Here is an 18,765-nt window from a genome sequence, read left to right as displayed (position 1 = left end):
GTTTCACTCCTTGATCTCTTTGAATAGTTCGTGCGCTTTTTGACGGGCTTCGGCCAAGACGACGAGCCCTTTTTCGGTCGTCGTATAGTTCTTGCGGATATGACCGTCGACCAACTCGTTCGTCCGAGCGAGCAGGCCGTCTTGTTCCATGCCGTGCAGGATCGGATAGAGCGTCCCGGCACTGATCGCGTAACCGTGCTCGCGTAGCTCTTCGACCATCCACGCCCCATAAACCGGGTGTTCGGACGCATGGTGCAAGATGTGGATATGAATAAAACCAAGAAACAGCTTACGAAGGACGCGGTCTTCCACTTGCTTCATCTCCTTGAAATCGATTTTCGATATCGGGTTTCGTAATCATACTAACAACGGGGAGCGAACCGTGCAACCCGTGAGGCGGCATTTACAAAAACTTAACGTGTGCACATCGGGAGGAATCGATTCGGAAAATATAGGGAATTCATCGAAAATGAGGTAAACTAAAATGTAGAAAAACAGCGTAGGAGGAAATGACGTGACAGAACGAGACAGCACCCAATACAGATCTTTGTTGCGCCATATGCCCCAAGGCTACGTCGAATTCAAAGTCATCTTCGACGGTGCCGGGGAGCCGGTCGATTATGAGTTTGTTGAAGTGAACGAAGCGTTCGAAAAGATGATGAAGACGAAGCGCAAGCAGTTTCTCGGCGGACGCATCACTGAGCAGTTGAAAGACTTTGAATACAGCGAACGCGAATGGATTGTTCAAGTCGCGCGAGCGGTGAACAACGGGGAGACGATCAAGTTCGAACATTTCTCGCGCCGGAACAAGTCGTGGTATGAACTGTCCGTCTTCAGCGAACGACCAGGTTACGTCTCGACCTTGTTCCATGACATCACCCCGCACGTCCAAGAGAACAACGCCTTGAAACAACTCGTCAACGTGTCGCATCGCTTCGTCGCCACGGGCCGTGAACTGTTGATGAACCAACATTTCCTTGACCAGATCCGGGACTTCACCGGTGCGAAAGCGGTGACGCTCAACTTGGTGAATGACGATGGACAAACGTACTCGACGGTCGCGATCTCTGGAATCGATGAGCTGCTCGAACGCAGCTTGGATGTCCTCGGCTTCCACCCGGTCGGCAAGAAATGGCCGATGAGCCGGAAACGCATCGAGCTGTTGGAGTTGCCTAGTCCGATCATCTTGGACGAGATCGAACCACTCATGGACGGGGTGTTGCCGAAACGGCTCGTCAAAAACATATTACGCATCTTCGACCTCGGGCAAGTCATCTTGTTCAAGATTGAAAAAGACGGCGTCTTTTACGGTGATTTGACGATCGTCATGCAAGGGAAGAAGCGGGCCGATCGTCTCGGTCTCGTCGAGCTGTACATCGTCCATATCCTCGAACAGATGACGAAAGTCGACCGTCAAGTCGGGGAGGCGAAAGAATCGATGTTTGAAGGGTTCGCCACCGTCGACCTCGAGTGCATCATGTCATTGACGACGCGAGACGTACTGCATTTGAATAAGGCGTGGGAGCGTGTGCTTGGCTTCCCAATCGAGTCACTCGAGAACATGGACTTCATCGGGCTCGTCCATCCTGACGATCAGGTGAAGACCGAAGCGGCCTTTAGTGAGCTCGAGACGGCGCGTGAACTGTTCCGGTTCGTCAACCGCTTCCGGACGATCGATGGAGATTACCGCTCGATCGAATGGCATTGCAAAGTCCAAGGCAACTACATCTATGCCGTCGCCAAGGACGTGACCGAACGCGTCCAGCTCGAAGAGGAACTCGCTGAGCGCGACCGTCTGCTGACAAAGTTGTCCGACCAGGTCCCTGGCGCCATCTACCAGTTCGAGCTCCGGCCGGACGGGTCGTTCTACTTCCCGTTCTTCAGCCGTGGCTTTGAAGTGTTGACCGGGGTCACGGCGGACGAGGTGAAACGGGATGCGAATCTCGTCTTCTCAAAAATTCATCCGGACGATTATCCGCAAGTGATGGCGAGCATCCAAGAGTCATATCGCAGCTTGACGATTTGGGACGCCGAGTTCCGGGTGTATACGCCGGACGGGCGGACGAAGTGGATCCTCGGGTCGTCCCGTCCCGAGAAGCTCGACGAGGGGCACGTGCTCTGGCACGGATACATCGGGGATGTGACCGAGAAGAAGACGTACGAGATGGAAATCGAGTATTTGAGCTATCACGACCAGTTGACCGGGGTGAAAAACCGCCGCTACTTCGACGAGGCGCTCGTCACGTTCGACGAGCCGGGCTATTACCCGCTCGCCCTCATCGTCGTCGACATCAACGGCCTGAAACTGACGAATGACGCGTTCGGCCACTTGGTCGGAGACCGTCTCTTGATCGAAGCGACGAATATTTTGAAGCGTGAAATCAGCGGTGTCGATACAGTCGCCCGAATCGGCGGTGACGAATTCGTCATCATCTTACCGAATACGCCGCTGTCTGCTGCGCAACAGTTGTCCAATCGATTGAGCCGTTTATTCCTTGAAAAATCGATTGAAGGGTTGCCGATCTCGGCATCGTTCGGAGAAGCGGTCAAAACCGACAGTTCGCTGTCGGTCATGGACGTGTTCAATTTGGCGGAAGACCAAATGTATCATCATAAAGTGTCCGAGAAGCAGAGTCGCCGCCACTCGTCGATTCAATTGATCATGCGGACGTTGTATGAGAAAATCCCGCGTGAAGAGGCGCACTCGCAACGTGTCGCCGAGCTAGCAGGTCAGCTTGGCGAGGCGATGAACTTGACGAGCAGTGACGTGAACGAGTTGAAGACGGCCGCCATCTTGCACGATATCGGCAAGGTCGCGATCAGTAATGAGATTCTCGACAAAACGGGTACTTTGACCGAAGCCGAGTGGCGCGAGATCAAACGTCATCCCGAGGTGAGTTACAATATTTTGAGCACTGTCCCTGAGTACGGGACGCTGTCAGAGATTGTGCTGTCGCACCATGAGCGTTGGGACGGGAACGGTTATCCAAACGGTATAAGCGGGTTTGATATTCCGCTCGCCTCCCGGATCATCGCGCTCGCCGACACGTTCGACGTCATGATGACGGGCCGACCGTACCGCCAAGCGAAGACGCTCGCCGAGGCGCTCGCCGTCATCGAACAAGAGGCAGGTCGTCAGTTCGACCCTGTGCTCGTCGAGGTGTTCTTCCAAAAGATTGTTCCGACGTTACAACGCTAAAAGGCGAGACGCTCTGATGAGTGTCTCGCCGTTTTTGTGTCATGTGAGAGGTCGTTTTTTTAACGCGAAGACGGTCGCCGCGAACACGATGAGCGCCATACCGACCATGACGAGGACAGAGAGCGTCGGGAACCGATCGTCATACATGTCGGCGACCCCGCTATTGAACCAATAGGTTGGCAAGAAGCGTCCAACGAGCTGGAGCGACTCCGGGAGCCACGTCAGGCTGATAAAGGCGCCCCCGGTGATAGCGGCGGCCATCGTGACCGACGTCTGCCAAATGTTTGCCTTGTCCCGATTCGTCGCGAGGACCGCGATGAGTGAACCGATCGCGAGACAGACGAACAAATAGACGGTGAACAACAACGTGAGTACGGGGAGGTGAGCGATAATGTCTTGCCGATAGAGGACGGCGCTAAAGACGAGCAGCATGAGCACGTAGATGAGCCCGACGGCACAAAATGATAAAAACAGCGACCCGATGTAGCGACGTGGCGTGACCGGTGCCGCGAACAAGCGCGAGTAAATCAATTCATCACGGTCATCGGCGACAAAAAGCGGAATGAACTGGAGGAACGCCGACATCATGACGAACGACAACAATCCGAGGAACGCCTGTGTCCGCGCGGTCGTGCCGACACTTTCTTGGAACGGCTCGCTCGAGAGCGTGTAACCGTTCATTGTCTCCGCTTCCGCCAACTCGAGGAATCGCCCTTCGTCAAACCCACTCGCCGCGAGCAGTTGCCGCTCGCGGGAAAGATGGGAGTTGAGCGCCTGTTCGATCAAGGCGGCGTCACTCCCTTCGGTCGCGCTGAACGAGAGCCGCGGAATATCGCCGGCGAACAAGTCTTCCGTAAAACCGTCCGGGATCGTTAAGACGATATCTTGTCCTTCGAGCAGCGCCTCGTCGGCCTCGTCCGTCTCAAGCGGCGTCACCGAACCGAACCGGCCCGCCTCTTCGATGACCCGGCCCGACAACGAGCCGCCGTCACGGTCGAGAATACCGATCGAGACGTTCAAAGCAGACGTCGAGTTGAGGAACGACAGGACGAGGGCGAATCCGAAGACGGATACGAACGTGAACACCCATAACCCTTTTCTTCGGAGCATCCGTTTAGCGACATGCCTAAACAAGACCACGGCGGCTCACTCCTTTCCATAACAGCAGGCTGATCACGGTGAAGACGGCGACGTGTAGGGCGAGCCAACCGAGACCTTGCCAAAACAACGTGACGTCCCCGCCCCGGAGCAGCACTTGGAGGATGCCGTCGCGCATAAAGATCGGCATGAACACGTATTTTGCCCACGGTGCGACGCTCAGCGTCACTTGGTCGAAGCCTGGCACGTACCCGCCGGAGAGGATCATGATGATGGCGACGCTACCGTTGACGATCGCGTCTTTCGTACCGCGCGTGACGCGGGGGAGGCTGGCAATCAAAAATCCGAACGCGGTGCCGTAGAGGGCGAGCGCGGTCCAGGCGAGAAACAACAGTCCAAAGTGGACGTAGTCGAGCGAGAAGCTTCGGTAGACGAAATGGCTGAACCAAAAGACGAGCACGAGCTGCAGGAAGATGAGCACGTACCGGCTGAACGTGCGGGCGAGCCGGTAGTCGATTGTCTTGACCGGAGCGGCCTGGATCCGGAGATAGCTACCTTTCATCGGCTGTTCCTCACTGAGCATGCCCGTGATATAGAAAGCGCCGAACAAGGCGGTCATGATCGAAATCGTGACCGTGAAGTATTCGAGCGAGGTCGGGGTGCGGCCCGACAAGTCGACGCTCTCGCTGTCGATGAACGTCTCCGGCTCGAACGGGACGACGTCGCCTGACTCGGCGAGCATGATCTGTTGATTGGCGACGTCGGTATATTGCCGGATGACCGCCTCGAGCACATCGAACTCAATCGTCGTCGGTTCTTCATACAAGAGACGGACGTTTGACCCGTCGAGGTGCAAGATGACGTCGGCATCGCCGTCGTTGACGCCACGTTCGGCAGCGGCGACGCTGTCGTACGGGACGAGGTTGACGAACGCCTTGATGTCATCGTCGGCGAGGAACGTCTCGAGCGGGACGCGATAGTCGTCGGTCGACTGCTCGACATAAGCGACGTCTGTGACCGGGAGTGAGAAGTCGTTACTGAAAATGGCAGACAGCATCGTGCCGAGACCGAAAATGAGGATGATCGGGAACAGCAACATCCAAAACAAGGTCGAGCGGTCGCGCAGTTGTTGTTTGACATCGTATTTGATGAACGTCCACGTCTTCATGACCGTCACTCCCTTAGCGTCTTGCCGGTCAAGGCCAGGAAGACGGTATTCAAAGATGGGCGGTCGACAGTGATCGACGTGAACCGGACCTTCGCGTCGTGGAGCACGTCGAGGAGCGGGGCGAGCGGCGTGTCTTTCTCGAGCGACACCTCGATGTACGGCTCATGATACTCGACTTTCTTTACTTGACTGAGTGCGCCGAGCCGTTCGATGAGCCCGGGCGTCAAGGCGTCGACTTTGATGCGGGCCGTCTCGAGCGTCATGACTTGGTCTTTCAACTCGTCTTGCGTCCCTTCGGCGATGATCTTCCCTTCGTCGACGATGGCGACGCGGTCGCACAGCATCTCGACTTCCTCCATGTAGTGGGACGTATAGATGATTGTCGCCCCGCGCCGGTTCAACTCACGGATGTTCTCGAGGATCGTGTTCCGCGACTGTGGGTCGATGGCGACGGTCGGTTCGTCCATAAAGATGAGCTCCGGTTCATGGACGATGCCGCAGGCGATATTTAAACGACGCAGCAGCCCTCCGGACAGTTCCGGCGGACGTTTCTTTTGGTGAGCGGTCAGCTCGACGAAGTCGAGGGCGGCCTCGGTCTTTTGTTTCGCCTCGGCCGGCTTGAAGCCATAAAGTTCGGCGAAAAATTGGATGTTCTCGAACACGGTCAGCTGGTCATAGACGGAGACGTGCTGCGGGACGATGCCGACGCGTTGCTTGATCGCCTGTTCGTCTTTCGGCATGACGCGGTCAAAGATACGGATCGTACCACTGTCGGCAGGATATAGGTTGAGCATGACGGAGATGGCGGTCGTCTTGCCGGCCCCGTTCGGACCGAGCAGACCGAACAGTTCGCCTGCTTCGACGTGGAGCGAGAAGTCGTTCAAGGCGATCGTTTCCCCGAAACGCTTCGTGACATGGTCGAGTGCGATGATGGACACGTGGACGCAACCCCTTTCAGATGGACGGACAGAAAAAGAGCATACAGAGATTTGTTCCCGTTTGCAGGGAATTTGAACGTGATGGCGAATCATTTCATTATAGTCCGATTATTCAGAAAATTAAAAATAGAGGAAAGTAGGGATTGAGTATGAAAGGGTGGCAGTTCAACAAAGGGGAGTCGGGTGAAACGTTTCCTGACGAGATGGCGTGGGCGTTATTTTGCACGGTCGAGCCGAAGCGGATGGATGCGACGCTCCCGTTTTATTATGACGAGTCGGTGTTCCGCTTCACGAACGGGAAAGAGTCGTTCTATTTTAAAGTCTCCCCAAGCTACCACGAGTTCGAGGTGAACGTCAAAGGCGAGACGGGCGAACTGCTCTACTATCAACTGCTCCGCACCGTCAGCAAAGTCGAAGTGCTTGAAGACCGGCGCGACCATGGGGAGCTTTTAATCGTCATGACCGAGGACCGGACTCGGACCGTGACGACGATCGAGCTGACCGTCCGGCCGCGGTTTCGTGTGCTCGTCAAAGAGCACTATGTTTGAGTTTTCTTCAGAGTGGTACATTGTTTAGACACGATACCACGAGGAGGAGATTCATATGAAAGACGGACTAAACAAAAAAGTCGACGGATTCATCGATAAAGCGGCCGGAAAAGCGAAAGAAGCAGTCGGCAAATCGTCGGACAACCAATCGCTCAAACGTGAAGGCCAAAAAGACCAAGTGAAGGGCACGGCAAAAGAGAAGACGGGCCAAGCCCAGCAAAATCTCGAAAGCCTGAAAGACGAGCGCCGCTAATCAAAATGGAGGACCGCCATGGGGCGATCCTCCATTTTTCATTTCGTCAACAACACTTGGACATGAATCGTCGATCCTTGTGCGTTTTTCGCTGTGCCGACCCCGAGATGCGTGAAGCGGCCGTTCAAGATGTTGGCGCGGTGCCCGCTCGAGTTCATCCAAGCGTCGACCGCTTGGCCAGGGTCGCTCGACCCCATATAAATATTCTCGCCCCAGCCACGATAGCTGACGTTGTAGGCGTCGAGCGTGTCACCCGGGCTGCCATTCTCACGGAGTTGGTGCGAGAATTGACCGGTCCGTGCCATCTCATCGGCCCGGACTTGGGCGACGCGGTTCGCTTCGCTCGAGGCGGCGAGCGTTGTCAGGCCAGCCGCTTGGCGCTCTTTGTTCGTCTCGCTCAAGACGCCGCTCGCGGGAGCGGTGAACGTGACGTGTTTCGCCATGATGTAACCGGTCTTCGTCCCACTCGTCGCCTTATACCAACGTGTCGAGCCGGTATAACGGTACGAGCTCGTCTCGAGCTTTACACCTTGGCGGAGGAAAGCGACGTTCGAAGACGTCGTGAGCGGACTAGATTTCAAATAGACGCTCGACGGGGCGACGTAAGCTGTTTTCTTGAAGGCGACTTCCACCGTTGACAGTTTGACGTAAGCGGCCGGGACGTAAGCGACGCCAGCCCCCCATTGAATCTTGTGCCACTTAGAACCACCGACGGTGAACGACGTCCGGACGGTCATCGTCCCGTAGCGCTTGATCGTACCGAGTCGTGCTGCTGAAAGCGACGGCGTTTTGCGGACCGGGAGCTGGCTGATGCCCGTGACAGAACCTTTCGTATTAATAGCTGTTTCTGTATACGCCGCTTGGACGGTGGCCTGTTCGAGCGGGAGTGAAGCCGTCGACGGGCTGAACGTGAGCGCCACGGCGAGTGCGCTTGAGACGAGGATGGCAGTTGGTTTTTTCAAGAGGGAAGTCTCCTTTTTTAGTAATCTACCTTCATAATATATCGAAAAGGTGAATATTGGTTTTACCATTGTGTTACAAAAGGCAGACTCGGTTGAGCCTGCCTTCGTTTCATTTATACAGAAGATAATCTTTACGAATCGGTAAGAACGCGTCACGCTCGGCGTCGACTTTATCCATAATCGCCTCAAGCGACTCCCCTTCGAGGATCATGTCCTTCACGTAGGCGTTTCCGGTCAGCTTCGTGATGAAGTCGTTCGCGAGGAACTCGAAGTCGTCCGGGTACAAGTCGTGCGCTGTTTTCAACATGGCGATGCCGGTCTTGACCGCCTCGAACTTCGTCGGTTCGGTGACGTACACCTCGACGCCGTGCGACAGTTTACCGGCATTCTTCGAGAATGTCGGTGTGAACGAGGCGGCGCGGAACGTGACACCTGAAAGGTCGAGCGAGTTCAGCGTCTTGGCGTACTCGTGCGCGTTGATGTACGGGGCGCCGATCAATTCGAACGGTTTCGTCGTGCCGCGCCCTTCGGACAGGTTCGTCCCTTCGAACAGTCCGGTCGCCGGATAGACGTTGACCGTGTCGGTCGTCGGCATGTTCGGTGACGGCATGACGAACGGGAGGCCTGTATCTTCGTACAGCATCGAGCGTTTCCAGCCTTTCATTTTGACGACTTCGAGGTCAGCTTGAAGTTGGTATTCACGGTTGAACAGGCGAGCGAGTTCGCCGACGGTCATGCCGTGTTTGAGCGGGATCGGGTACAAACCGATGAAGCTTGAATAAGCCGGATCGAGCACCGGTCCTTCGACGCGGAGGCCGCCTTGTGGGTTCGGCCGGTCGAGGACGACGAACGGGATATCGTTCTCGGCCGCGGCTTCCATCGCATAAGCCATCGTGTAGATGTACGTGTAGTAACGAGTACCGACGTCTTGAATATCGAAGACGAGCACGTCGACGTCTTTGAGCATCTCAGGCGTCGGTTTTTTCGTTGCCCCGTACAGGCTATACACCGGAAGACCGGTCACGTCGTCGATATACGAGCTAATCGTCGAGCCGGCCTGGGCATCACCACGGACACCGTGCTCCGGTCCGTACAGTGCCGTCAGTTCAAAGTCGTCGGAGTTGTGAAACAAGTCGACGATGCTCGTCATGTTGGCATCGACACCGGTCGGGTTCGTGATCAGGCCGACACGTTTCCCGGCGAGGAGCCCCGGATCGTCCATTAACCGGTCGACCCCGAGTTCGACTTTCGGTTTTTTCGGTTTTGATTTGGCATCAACGTCGAGCAAGACGACGGACGACGTCACGAGTGTCAGGGCAGCGAGGCCACCAATCCATTTCTTCATAAGAGTTCCTCCTTTAGAAAATGTAAGCGCTTTAACTATAGTCAAAGTGTATCATTAAGAATTTTAATTTCAATGAAATTTAATACAAATAGGAAATTTGATTTCTTAATTTGATTCGTTATACCTAAAAAAGCCACCGATTTCTCGGTGACTCATGAATCAACGGACGGCGAGCGCTTTCCAACCGGTCGCACCCATGACAGAGCTGACTTGGGTTTTCGGGATAGTGAGGCGACCGCGGTATGGGTCGTTAATGTATAAGTTGTTTTTGTCATAGCCCGTCGCGAGCATGACGTGGTAGTTGGTGAAGCCGGTGAACTTTTGGTTCGAGGCCGTATACCAATTGAAATAGCCGTACGGTTGCTTAAAGTCGACGCTTGCCCAGACGATGACCGGGTTACCGAGCGACAGTTCACGCTCGATCGAGGCGAGGCCTTGGCCCGAAAGATCCTTGACCGGACGGTACTTGCTCGAGAAGTTGATCATGCCTTTTGGGTAAATGCCGTAGTTGCGATATTTGCTGAGCGTGCCTTTCGGGTCGCCGGTGAACATGACGTTCGGGTCGACCCAGCGATAGAGTCGGTTCTCGTAGCGGGCGTTCCACATGCTTTTCGGCATCTCGCGGTAGAGCGTCTCGGCGCTGACGACGCGGCCCTTCTTCTCGAGCGCCATCTTGAGCGAGAAGAACTCGCATCCGGACGGATACCCCATCGGGAACTGGCGGTAGAGCGGCACGCTCATCTTATAGACGGAGAGGGGATTGCTGTAGGCGCCTCTCGCGTCGAACGAAGCGTTGCCGACTTTTTTGTTTTTGTACATGACACCGGATGCATCGAAGTAATACCATTTGCCGCTGATCGCTTGCCAATCGGTTTTCTTCGTCAACGTCGGTGCATAATACTCGTACTGTGTCGTATACTTCCAACCGGTTTCGCGGACACCTGTCGAGTGGAAGTGGTAGTAGTAAGCGCCGACTTTATGTTTGCCTTGGAGACGATAGCCGTAGACGGGATGGAAACCGTATACTTTCCCTTCAATCGTCTGGAGTCCATAGCGGCGTTTCCCATCTGTACCGAAATAGTAATAACGGGCGGCGACTTTTTGAACGCCTTGAAGCCGATAGCCATATGTCTCATGGAACCCGTATACAGTCGTGCCGACTTTCTGCAAGCCATGCCTTCTGGCGCCGTCGTCACCGAAGTAGTAATGGCGGGTCCCGATTTGTTGCCAGCCGGTTGCCATCTTTCCATCTTTCAGCAATAAATACTTCTTCCCGGAAATTGTATATGTACCGGTTCGGACTGTTCCGTCTGTGAAGATATAATGCTTGGCACCATTGATGGTCTGCCAACCGCTCAACCGCGGCCCCTCAGGTGAGAAATAGTAGCGTTTCCCGTCAATCGTCACGAAACCGGTCGCCATCGTTCCGTCTGACTTGAAGTAATGAACATTGCTTTCGAGCTGTTGCCAGCCGATCAAACGCTTCCCGTCAGCAGCGAACAAATATGTAGCACCATCAAGTGGATAAAGGCCTGTGACTCGGACACCGTCCGCTTCGAAATAATAGATCGAGCCGTCAATCGTTTGCCAGCCCGTCACCATGACGCCGAACGCATCAAAGTAGTACGTCTTGCCTTCGATTTCTTGCCAACCGGTCAACGTCGTCCCATCGGCCGTCGTATAGACCGTTCCGTTTGCTGTCGTTTGAAACCCGGATTCGGCGTGTCCGATGCTCGGTAGGACAAACAAACTGACGGCCAGTACCGTTCCTGTAAACCAATAGGTCGATTTCATTCATTTTCCTCCGCATTCAATATACAAAATTGTATAATCTTGTAACTCTATTATACGTCGAAACTCAAGGGCACATGCATCGACGAAAGACCTATTTCACAAAAATGAATAATCAGGACGTTCGACTCAAAAATAATAAGCGCTTGGACGCGACGAACAACACTAGTCCGATCAAGACAATGCTAGTGACGAGCGGCCACGTGACACTGACGTCTTCGATCAACGCTTGACCCGACAATCCGCCAAGGTTCCAAGGCAACCAGTCCCAATCGATCCAACTGAGCAGGAGCGATAAGACGAAGTGGACACCGAGTGTGATGACGAGGGCGACGAGTCCGCTCTCGAGCAGCGCGGCAAATAAGAAGAAAAGCGACAGCTGCACGACGAAATGGACGATCAACAGCCCCGTCGAAATGGCAAAGTCCATCATATCGAACGAGTCGAACAAGATGATTGTGTAATAGGCGGCAGTGCCTTGGGCGAGCAAGATGGAGACGGCAGCAAGTAATGTGTAGTGTGCCCATTTACTGACGACGATACGAGAAGCCGGAATGTTGAGCGACTTGAGCCAAGCGAGCGTACCGAGTGTGCGTTCTTGACTGAACGTGTGCATCGCCGACAGCAAGACGACGAGCAGGCCGATCTGTCGCAGCTGTTCACTGACCGATAAGAGCACTTCGGCCGGTGTCGGCGTCGGGATCTCGATGACGGTCCCGTCCGGCAAGTTGCCGCCTGACGCGATAATGTCTGGTAAGAAGTAGAGCGTGAGCGGCTGCATCGCCGCGAGCAACATCAGGGCGACCGGCACCCAGACGAGCCGTTTATTGCGCCACGATTCTTTCCATTCTTGTTTAAAGATGGCCGTCCTCATTAAGCGTTCACCTCCAAAAACAGTGATTCGAGCGACGGATGACCGACGTGGAACGATTGGATCATCAGTCCTTGGGCGAGGACGCGTTGCAGAATAGCCCGCTCGGACACCGTTTTATCGGACGTCTCGAACGTCCATGTCGTTCCCGTCCGCGAGACACGGACGACACCCGCGAGCGCGCTCCAATCGTCTTCCGTCGTCGTGTCATCGAACAGGCGAAGTTGGATGGACGATTTGGCCCCGAGCAAATCGGTGACGGTGCCTTCCATGAGCAGGCGTCCTTGCCGAAGCAGGAGCACCCAGTCGCTCGCTTCCTCGGCGTCAGGGAGCACGTGCGTTGAATAGAGAATCATTCGCTCGCGCTTCAAGTCGCTCAAGAGATCGAGCACTTCCCGGCGGCCGCGCGGGTCGAGCGCCGACACCGGTTCATCGAGCAACAATAGTTCCGGGTCATGGACGAGCGCTTGGGCGATGCCGAGCCGTTGCCGCATCCCGCCTGACAAGTGCGCCGCCGGGCGGTCGACCGGGTCTAAGCCGACGCGTTTTAAGAGGTTCAAGGCGTCGCCGCCGGTCGTGCCCGTCAAGTCGGCCGCATATTTAATCGTCTCGACCGGTGTGAGGGAAGGATAAAGCGCCGGACGTTGCGGTAAATAACCGACCCGGATCGTGTCGTGACCCTCGATTTGTCCGGACGTCGGCGTCGTCACACGGGCGATCATGTTGAGGAGCGTCGTCTTGCCGGCCCCGTTCTCTCCGAGGAGCGACGTGCAGCCCGGGCGCAGCGAGAAGCTGACGTCATCAAGCGCGGTGAACGTGCCGAATCGTTTTGTGAGATGGCTCGCGTTCATTGTTTTGTCCGTCCCCAGAGGAAATAGACGATCGGACCGAGGATGTTGATAAAGACGATGACGAGGAGCCACACCCATTTCGGTCCGTTCGTTTCAGGCCGCTTGAATAAATCGATCATGGCGACGACGAGGAGGATCAGTTGCAGTAACAATAAAGGCAGTAAAATTAAAAGTAACGTGCTCGGGTCGTTGACAATCTCCATGAAAGCTTCCCTCCTTAGTTATCCATACACTATTGGATTCCACAAATAGGACGTTGTTCCTGTACAAGACACAAAAAAATCCCTTTCTCGCCTTGAGAAAGGGGATGGCTTATTTGACGATGATGACGGGTGCTTGCGCCCGTTTCGCGAGCTTGTGGCTGACGCTGCCGAGGACGAACTCTTGGAACGTATTGAGGCCGCGCGAGCCGACGACGACGTATTCGAACGGATCGCGATTGGCGTATTTGACGAGCTCGACGTCCGGTTCGCCGCGGAGTTCGACGTATTCATAGGCGATGCCTTCCGCTTCGATTGTATCGAACAACGGTTGCATCATGCGTTTTCGTTTCGTCTCGAGATCGATCTTGCCGGTCGAGTTGAGCGCGGCCTCTTTCGATTCTTTCGCACTGACGACGTGAACGATATCAATCGATGCGTCTGATGCTTTGGCGAGTTGAATTGCCTTTGTTAAAGCCCGTCTCGAGTGGTCCGAGCCATCTGCCGCTAAAAAGATTTTACCCATTCTTTCAACGCCTCCTCTTGTACGCTTGCTACTACAAGTATATGCGATTTTTTATGAAAGCGCATTCGCAATTGTGTCGATTCGAGATACAGAAAAAGGAAGTGAACGCTGAGGTTCACTTCCTTTCTGATTATCGGACGATGACGACCGGCGCGAGCGCGCGTTTGGCCAGCTTATGGCTGACGTTGCCGAGCACGAACTCTTGGAACGTGTTCAAGCCGCGCGAGCCGACGACGACGTATTCGAACGGTTCATGGTTCGCATACTTGACGAGCTCGACGTCCGGTTCACCACGGAGCTCGATATATTCGTACTCGAGTCCGGCTGCTTCGATCGCCGAGAAGAAACGTTGCATCCGCTGCATCCGTTTCGCCTCCAAGTCGATCTTGCCTGTTGATTGTAGGGCACTTTCTTTTGACTCTTTCGAACTGACGACGTGAACGACATCAATTTTGGCGCTCGAGACTTTCGCGAGCTCGATCGCTTTCACAGTCGCACGCATCGAATGGTCCGATCCGTCAACGGCTAAGAAGATTTTTGTCATGTGAATCCCTCCCGAATTAATGTCCGATGCCTGCATCTTGTTGTTTCAAGTGAAGCGCGAGCGTATTGAGCAGCTTCTCTGAATCTTTGTTCAAGTTCAACAGTTCTGGCTCGATACCATGCACACGGTATTTGAAGACGACTTTGTCGATGGCGCCGATGGCCGAATCGTCCCAAAGGTGTGTGTTCGAGAAGTTGATCGTCACATGTTTGATGCCTGCCTCGACATCTTCTTCGACGTCGAATTGGTTGACGAAGTCAGACGTTGAGGCGAAGAACAATTGACCGTTCACGACGTAGTGGGCGTGGTCGGCTTCGACGTTGCGGTCGAGTTCGACTTTCGAGATTTTCGCGGCGAACAAGATCGCAGCTGTTAAAATCCCGGCGAATACACCGATTGACAAGTCGTGTGTGAGCACAGTGACGAGCACGGTGACGAGCATGACGACCGTATCCGACTTTTGTGCCGTCCGGAGTGCTTTGAGCGAGCCCCAGTCAAACGTCGCATACGACACGAAGAACATGACACCGACGAGGGCGCCGACTGGAATGAGCATCAAGATGTCGCTCATTGTCATGATCATGATGAACAACGCGAGTCCAGCGACGAACGTCGATAGACGACCGCGTGCTCCTGACGAGACGTTGATGACCGATTGGCCGATCATCGCACAACCTGGCATACCGCCGAAGAATCCGGCAATGATGTTTGAAATCCCTTGGCCGCGTGACTCACGGTTTTTATTTGAATCTGTACCGGTCATATCGTCGACGATTTGGGCCGTGAGGAGTGATTCGATCAATCCGACGAAAGCGAGGGAGATCGAGTAAGGAAGAATGATCATCAACGTTTCAAACGTCAACGGGACGTTCGGGAATAAAAATTCTGGCAACGTTGCTGAGATCGTTCCCATGTCACCGATATTTTTCGTGTCGAGTCCCATAAAGACAGCAAGTAGCGTCATCGCGACGATGGCGACGAGCGGTGCCGGGATTGCGCCCGTGATGCGCGGGAACAAGAAGATGATGACGAGTGACGCGGCGACGATTGCCCACATGATCCAACTCTCGCCTTCAAAGTTTGGCAACTGCGCTTGGAAGATGAGGATTGCCAAGGCGTTGACGAAGCCGACCATAACGGCACGCGGGATGAATTTCATCAACCGGGCGATGCCGAGGTAACCGAGTGCGATTTGAATGATGCCGGTTAAAATTCCGGCTGCGAGCAAGTACTCGAGCCCGTGATCGGCGACGAGCGAGACGATGACGAGCGCCATCGCACCGGTCGCGGCCGAAATCATCGCTGGTCGACCGCCAGTGATCGAAATGACCATGGCGATAATGAATGAAGCGTATAGACCGACCATCGGGTTCAGTCCAGCGATGAGTGAGAAGGCGATCGCCTCAGGGATGAGGGCGAGAGCGACGACGATCCCCGCAAGGACGTCTGCCCGGACGTTGCCGAGCCAATCTTGTTTAATCGTATTCAATTTTTCCAAAAGAACACACCTCTCTACATATTTTTTGATTTGACCTCCGAGTCTCACGAAGATCAAATGCATTATTATATGAAGGAAGCGGCTAAACCGACACATGTTTTCACAACGTGTTTTATCATAGCGAACTTTTTCAGAAAAGACAATTGCTTATCATTAAAAACTATGGTAATTTCATAACGTAGAGGTTATATAACGATTTTGTTATACAAGGGGTAAAGGAGAATGACGATGCATACGATAGATGATTTAAGTAAAGTGCTCAAAGTGCTAGCCGACCCGACGCGGTTGACGATGCTCAAGCAGATGCAGGACGGGGAACAGTGTGCCTGTAGCTTCGTCGACTGCTTCGACATCTCGCAGCCGGCGATCAGCCGTCATTTGAAGATGATGCGTCAAGCGGGACTGCTGCTCGAGCGCCGGGACAAGCAATGGATCCATTACCGGTTGAACGAGACGAGCCCGTTCTATTCGATCGTCGTCGATCTGCTCGGACAAGTCGAGATGGTCGATGCGAGCTGTGACTGTGACGCCGAGTGTGCCATTTAAGGAGGAAAAAACGATGAAACTTGAAGTATTCGAACCGGCCATGTGCTGTCCGACCGGACTATGTGGCCCATCGATCGATCCAGAACTGACGCGGATCGCGACGATCCATTACGTGTTGAAACAACGCGGTTTTGACGTCGAGCGTTATAACCTCGCCTCGGAGCCGAACCGTTTCGTTGAAAACGCAAACGTGCAATCCGAGATCACGAAAGGGCTCGACACGCTTCCGCTCACCGTCATCGATGGCGAGATCGTCAAACGCGGCGCCTACATGACGAACGAAGAGATCGCCGAACTGACTGGTCTACCGGTCACGGCGTTCGCGAAACAAGACGGCGAGAAACCGAAAGTCCGCATCACGCTTAAAAAATAAGGAGGCGCGTCATGATGAATCGCTTTGATTTTAATACGATTGAGCCGACCCGTTACATGTTTTTGACCGGGAAAGGCGGCGTCGGGAAGACGTCGACCGCCTCGAGCCTCGCCTTGACGCTCGCCGACCGTGGCAAGCGCGTCTTGCTCGTCTCGACCGACCCGGCAAGCAATTTGCAGGACGTGTTCGAGATGGAACTTGACGAGACACCACGAGCAGTCCCTGGGACAGAGCTGTCGATTGCGAACTTCGACCCGGAAGAAGCGGCAAAAGCGTACATGGAACGCATGGTCGGCCCGTATCGCGGCGTGCTCCCGGACGTCGCCATCCAGTCGATGGAAGAGCAGCTGTCCGGTGCCTGCACGGTTGAAATCGCGGCGTTCGACCAGTTCACCGAGCTGTTGACGTCAGAGACGGCCCGTGACACGTACGACCATGTCATCTTCGACACGGCACCGACCGGCCATACGCTCCGGTTGCTCACGCTCCCGAGCGCATGGGACGAATTTTTAGAGACGAACACGACCGGCGTCTCGTGCCTCGGTCCGCTCGCTGGTCTATCAGACAAGCAACACCAATATAAACGGGCGGTCGAGACGCTCTCGAACGGAGACGAGACGACACTGTTGCTCGTCGCCCGTCCTGAGACGTCGACGCTCGTCGAGGCGAGTCGTGCCGCGATGGAGCTCCACGCCATCGGGATCGAGCGGATGCAGCTCGTCATCAACGGTGTCGTCGATCCGGCGGAAGGCACTGACCGTTATACGAGACGGTTCATCGAGCGCCAACAAGACGCGCTCGCCAACTTGCCACAAGGCGTCGACACGCTCGAGACGTTCACGCTCCCATACGCCTACGAGAACTTGGTCGGCGTCCCGGCGCTGCGCCGCTGGGTGAACGGGGAGACGGTCGCCGTGCCGGATATGACGTATGATGCAAGCCGTTACGGCTCGATCGACACGCTCGTCGATGAAGTCGAAGCGGACGGTCCGAGCGTCATCATGACGATGGGCAAAGGTGGGGTCGGCAAGACGACGCTCGCCTCACTCCTCGCCGTCGCTTTGAGCGAACGCGGCCACGCCGTCCATTTGACGACGACCGACCCGGCGGCACACGTCGCCTTCACAATCGGTGAGGACGTGCCCGCCACGTTCACCGTCGACGCGATCGACCCGAAAGTCGAGATTGAAAACTATCGGGCCGACGTGTTCCATGAAGCAGGGGACATGACCGATGAACAGCGCGCGATGCTTGAAGAAGACTTGCGTTCGCCGTGTACGGAAGAGATTGCGGTTTTCCGTGCTTTCGCCGGTCAAGTCGCCAAAGCGAAAGACCGGTTCGTCGTCATCGACACGGCACCGACCGGACATACACTGCTCTTGCTCGACGCGACCGAGAGCTATCACCGTGAGCTCGAACGCTCGACCGGTGTCGTCCCGGAAGCGGTCCGCGAACTGTTGCCGAAGCTCCGTGACCCGAAACAGACGCACGTCGTCATCACGACGCTCCCTGAAGCGACACCAGTGTATGAAGCCGAGCGGCTCGTCACCGACTTGGAACGGGCCGGCATCCGTCCGTTCGCCTGGGTCGTCAACCAATCATTCACACCGCTCGACGTCGAAAGCAAACTGCTCACGGCGAAAGTCGCGAGTGAGGCGATTTGGCTCGAACGGGTGAACACGTATCCGCGTCCGACGTTACTGTCGTGGCAAGAACACTTGCCGGTCGGCTATCCGGCGTTATCTCAACTATTGAAGGAGGAAATCAAATGAACATCACGAATGAAGCGATCGATTTTATGAAAACAGCACTCGAGGATGAAGAAGTGAAATCAGTCCGGATCTGTACGGAAGCAGGGTGCTGCGGACCGACGCTCGGTCTGCACATCGCCGCTCCGGAAGCGACGGACGACGTGAAAGATTATGACGGCCTCACGTTCGCCGTTGCGAAAGACGCAGAAGCGATGGCTGAGAACGTCACACTCGACGTCGAATCGACAGAAGACAGCGCGAGCCTCGTGCTCCGTGGTCTTCAAGAAACGTGCTAACAAAAAT

At 55.0% G+C, this 18,765-nt stretch carries 20 protein-coding genes; 7 read left to right on the top strand and 13 right to left on the bottom strand.

Features of this window, described 5'->3' with window-relative positions; translation table 11 throughout:
- Positions 1 to 3 precede the first annotated feature (3 nt).
- Entirely contained in the window at positions 4 to 312 is a 309-nt protein-coding gene (locus EVJ24_RS00660) for a PadR family transcriptional regulator (RefSeq protein WP_131439584.1), read from the bottom strand.
- A 202-nt stretch (positions 313 to 514) separates the two neighbouring features.
- Here EVJ24_RS00660 and EVJ24_RS00655 point away from each other — a divergent pair, with 202 nt between their 5' ends.
- Entirely contained in the window at positions 515 to 3,199 is a 2,685-nt protein-coding gene (locus tag EVJ24_RS00655) for an HD domain-containing phosphohydrolase (RefSeq protein WP_236637501.1), read from the top strand.
- 39 nt (positions 3,200 to 3,238) lie between these two features.
- Here the strand turns inward: EVJ24_RS00655 and EVJ24_RS00650 are convergent, their stop codons facing one another.
- From EVJ24_RS00650 to EVJ24_RS00640, 3 genes are read right to left on the bottom strand one after another with little or no spacing between them, the layout of a single operon-like run.
- Positions 3,239 to 4,339 (bottom strand): ABC transporter permease, encoded by a 1,101-nt coding sequence (locus EVJ24_RS00650; protein ID WP_131438847.1) that lies wholly within the window; start codon positions 4,337 to 4,339, stop codon positions 3,239 to 3,241.
- Positions 4,326 to 5,465, bottom strand: coding sequence for an ABC transporter permease (locus tag EVJ24_RS00645; protein ID WP_236637500.1), 1,140 nt, complete (start codon positions 5,463 to 5,465; stop codon positions 4,326 to 4,328). Before EVJ24_RS00645 ends, EVJ24_RS00650 begins: the two co-directional genes overlap by 14 nt.
- A gap of 5 nt (positions 5,466 to 5,470) precedes the next feature.
- On the bottom strand, positions 5,471 to 6,403 hold the full coding sequence (locus EVJ24_RS00640) for an ABC transporter ATP-binding protein (RefSeq protein ID WP_070328545.1): 933 nt from the start codon (positions 6,401 to 6,403) through the stop codon (positions 5,471 to 5,473).
- Between the two features lie 149 nt (positions 6,404 to 6,552).
- On the opposite strand from EVJ24_RS00640, the gene EVJ24_RS00635 reads away from it, so the two are divergent.
- Positions 6,553 to 6,951 (top strand): hypothetical protein, encoded by a 399-nt coding sequence (locus EVJ24_RS00635; protein WP_131439580.1) that lies wholly within the window; start codon positions 6,553 to 6,555, stop codon positions 6,949 to 6,951.
- 55 nt (positions 6,952 to 7,006) lie between these two features.
- A complete protein-coding gene (locus EVJ24_RS00630; RefSeq protein WP_071398105.1) occupies positions 7,007 to 7,204 on the top strand; it encodes a CsbD family protein in 198 nt (65 codons plus the stop codon).
- A 38-nt stretch (positions 7,205 to 7,242) separates the two neighbouring features.
- Here EVJ24_RS00630 and EVJ24_RS00625 read toward each other — a convergent pair whose 3' ends face one another.
- The 9 genes from EVJ24_RS00625 to EVJ24_RS00585 all read right to left on the bottom strand — a co-directional run bounded on the left by EVJ24_RS00625 (position 7,243) and on the right by EVJ24_RS00585 (position 15,792).
- On the bottom strand, positions 7,243 to 8,166 hold the full coding sequence (locus EVJ24_RS00625; RefSeq protein ID WP_131438842.1) for a CAP domain-containing protein: 924 nt from the start codon (positions 8,164 to 8,166) through the stop codon (positions 7,243 to 7,245).
- Between the two features lie 109 nt (positions 8,167 to 8,275).
- The gene (locus EVJ24_RS00620; protein ID WP_131438841.1) at positions 8,276 to 9,511 is read right to left on the bottom strand and encodes an exo-beta-N-acetylmuramidase NamZ family protein; all 1,236 of its coding nucleotides are present in this window, start codon (positions 9,509 to 9,511) and stop codon (positions 8,276 to 8,278) included.
- 159 nt (positions 9,512 to 9,670) lie between these two features.
- Positions 9,671 to 11,305 (bottom strand): C39 family peptidase, encoded by a 1,635-nt coding sequence (locus EVJ24_RS00615; protein ID WP_131438839.1) that lies wholly within the window; start codon positions 11,303 to 11,305, stop codon positions 9,671 to 9,673.
- Between the two features lie 112 nt (positions 11,306 to 11,417).
- Positions 11,418 to 12,176, bottom strand: coding sequence for an ABC transporter permease (locus EVJ24_RS00610; RefSeq protein WP_131438837.1), 759 nt, complete (start codon positions 12,174 to 12,176; stop codon positions 11,418 to 11,420).
- Positions 12,176 to 13,024, bottom strand: coding sequence for an ABC transporter ATP-binding protein (locus EVJ24_RS00605; protein ID WP_131438835.1), 849 nt, complete (start codon positions 13,022 to 13,024; stop codon positions 12,176 to 12,178). The genes EVJ24_RS00610 and EVJ24_RS00605 overlap by 1 nt, the downstream gene beginning before the upstream one ends.
- Positions 13,021 to 13,227 carry a PLD nuclease N-terminal domain-containing protein gene (locus EVJ24_RS00600; protein WP_131438833.1) on the bottom strand — a complete coding sequence of 69 codons (207 nt, stop codon included), beginning with the start codon at positions 13,225 to 13,227 and terminating at the stop codon, positions 13,021 to 13,023. The genes EVJ24_RS00605 and EVJ24_RS00600 overlap by 4 nt, the downstream gene beginning before the upstream one ends.
- A gap of 109 nt (positions 13,228 to 13,336) precedes the next feature.
- Positions 13,337 to 13,750 (bottom strand): universal stress protein, encoded by a 414-nt coding sequence (locus EVJ24_RS00595; protein WP_131438831.1) that lies wholly within the window; start codon positions 13,748 to 13,750, stop codon positions 13,337 to 13,339.
- A 130-nt stretch (positions 13,751 to 13,880) separates the two neighbouring features.
- Entirely contained in the window at positions 13,881 to 14,294 is a 414-nt protein-coding gene (locus EVJ24_RS00590; protein ID WP_131438829.1) for a universal stress protein, read from the bottom strand.
- A gap of 16 nt (positions 14,295 to 14,310) precedes the next feature.
- On the bottom strand, positions 14,311 to 15,792 hold the full coding sequence (locus tag EVJ24_RS00585; protein WP_131438828.1) for a SulP family inorganic anion transporter: 1,482 nt from the start codon (positions 15,790 to 15,792) through the stop codon (positions 14,311 to 14,313).
- 228 nt (positions 15,793 to 16,020) lie between these two features.
- Here EVJ24_RS00585 and EVJ24_RS00580 point away from each other — a divergent pair, with 228 nt between their 5' ends.
- The 4 genes from EVJ24_RS00580 to EVJ24_RS00565 are packed head-to-tail and all read left to right on the top strand — an operon-like array spanning position 16,021 to position 18,758.
- Positions 16,021 to 16,338 carry an ArsR/SmtB family transcription factor gene (locus EVJ24_RS00580; RefSeq protein ID WP_131438826.1) on the top strand — a complete coding sequence of 106 codons (318 nt, stop codon included), beginning with the start codon at positions 16,021 to 16,023 and terminating at the stop codon, positions 16,336 to 16,338.
- Positions 16,339 to 16,351: 13 nt separating this feature from the next.
- The gene (gene arsD / locus EVJ24_RS00575; RefSeq protein ID WP_071398095.1) at positions 16,352 to 16,711 is read left to right on the top strand and encodes an arsenite efflux transporter metallochaperone ArsD; all 360 of its coding nucleotides are present in this window, start codon (positions 16,352 to 16,354) and stop codon (positions 16,709 to 16,711) included.
- Between the two features lie 14 nt (positions 16,712 to 16,725).
- Positions 16,726 to 18,483, top strand: coding sequence for an arsenical pump-driving ATPase (arsA, locus tag EVJ24_RS00570; protein ID WP_236637499.1), 1,758 nt, complete (start codon positions 16,726 to 16,728; stop codon positions 18,481 to 18,483).
- A complete protein-coding gene (locus EVJ24_RS00565) occupies positions 18,480 to 18,758 on the top strand; it encodes a Fe-S cluster assembly protein HesB (protein WP_131438823.1) in 279 nt (92 codons plus the stop codon). Before arsA ends, EVJ24_RS00565 begins: the two co-directional genes overlap by 4 nt.
- The last annotated feature ends 7 nt before the right edge of the window (positions 18,759 to 18,765 follow it).

It is taken from the genome of Exiguobacterium sp. SH1S21 (assembly GCF_004337175.1).
Taxonomy (GTDB): domain Bacteria; phylum Bacillota; class Bacilli; order Exiguobacteriales; family Exiguobacteriaceae; genus Exiguobacterium; species Exiguobacterium aurantiacum_A.
The sequence above is the reverse complement of the archived record's forward strand: the minus strand, read 5'-3'. Positions and strand labels throughout refer to the sequence as shown.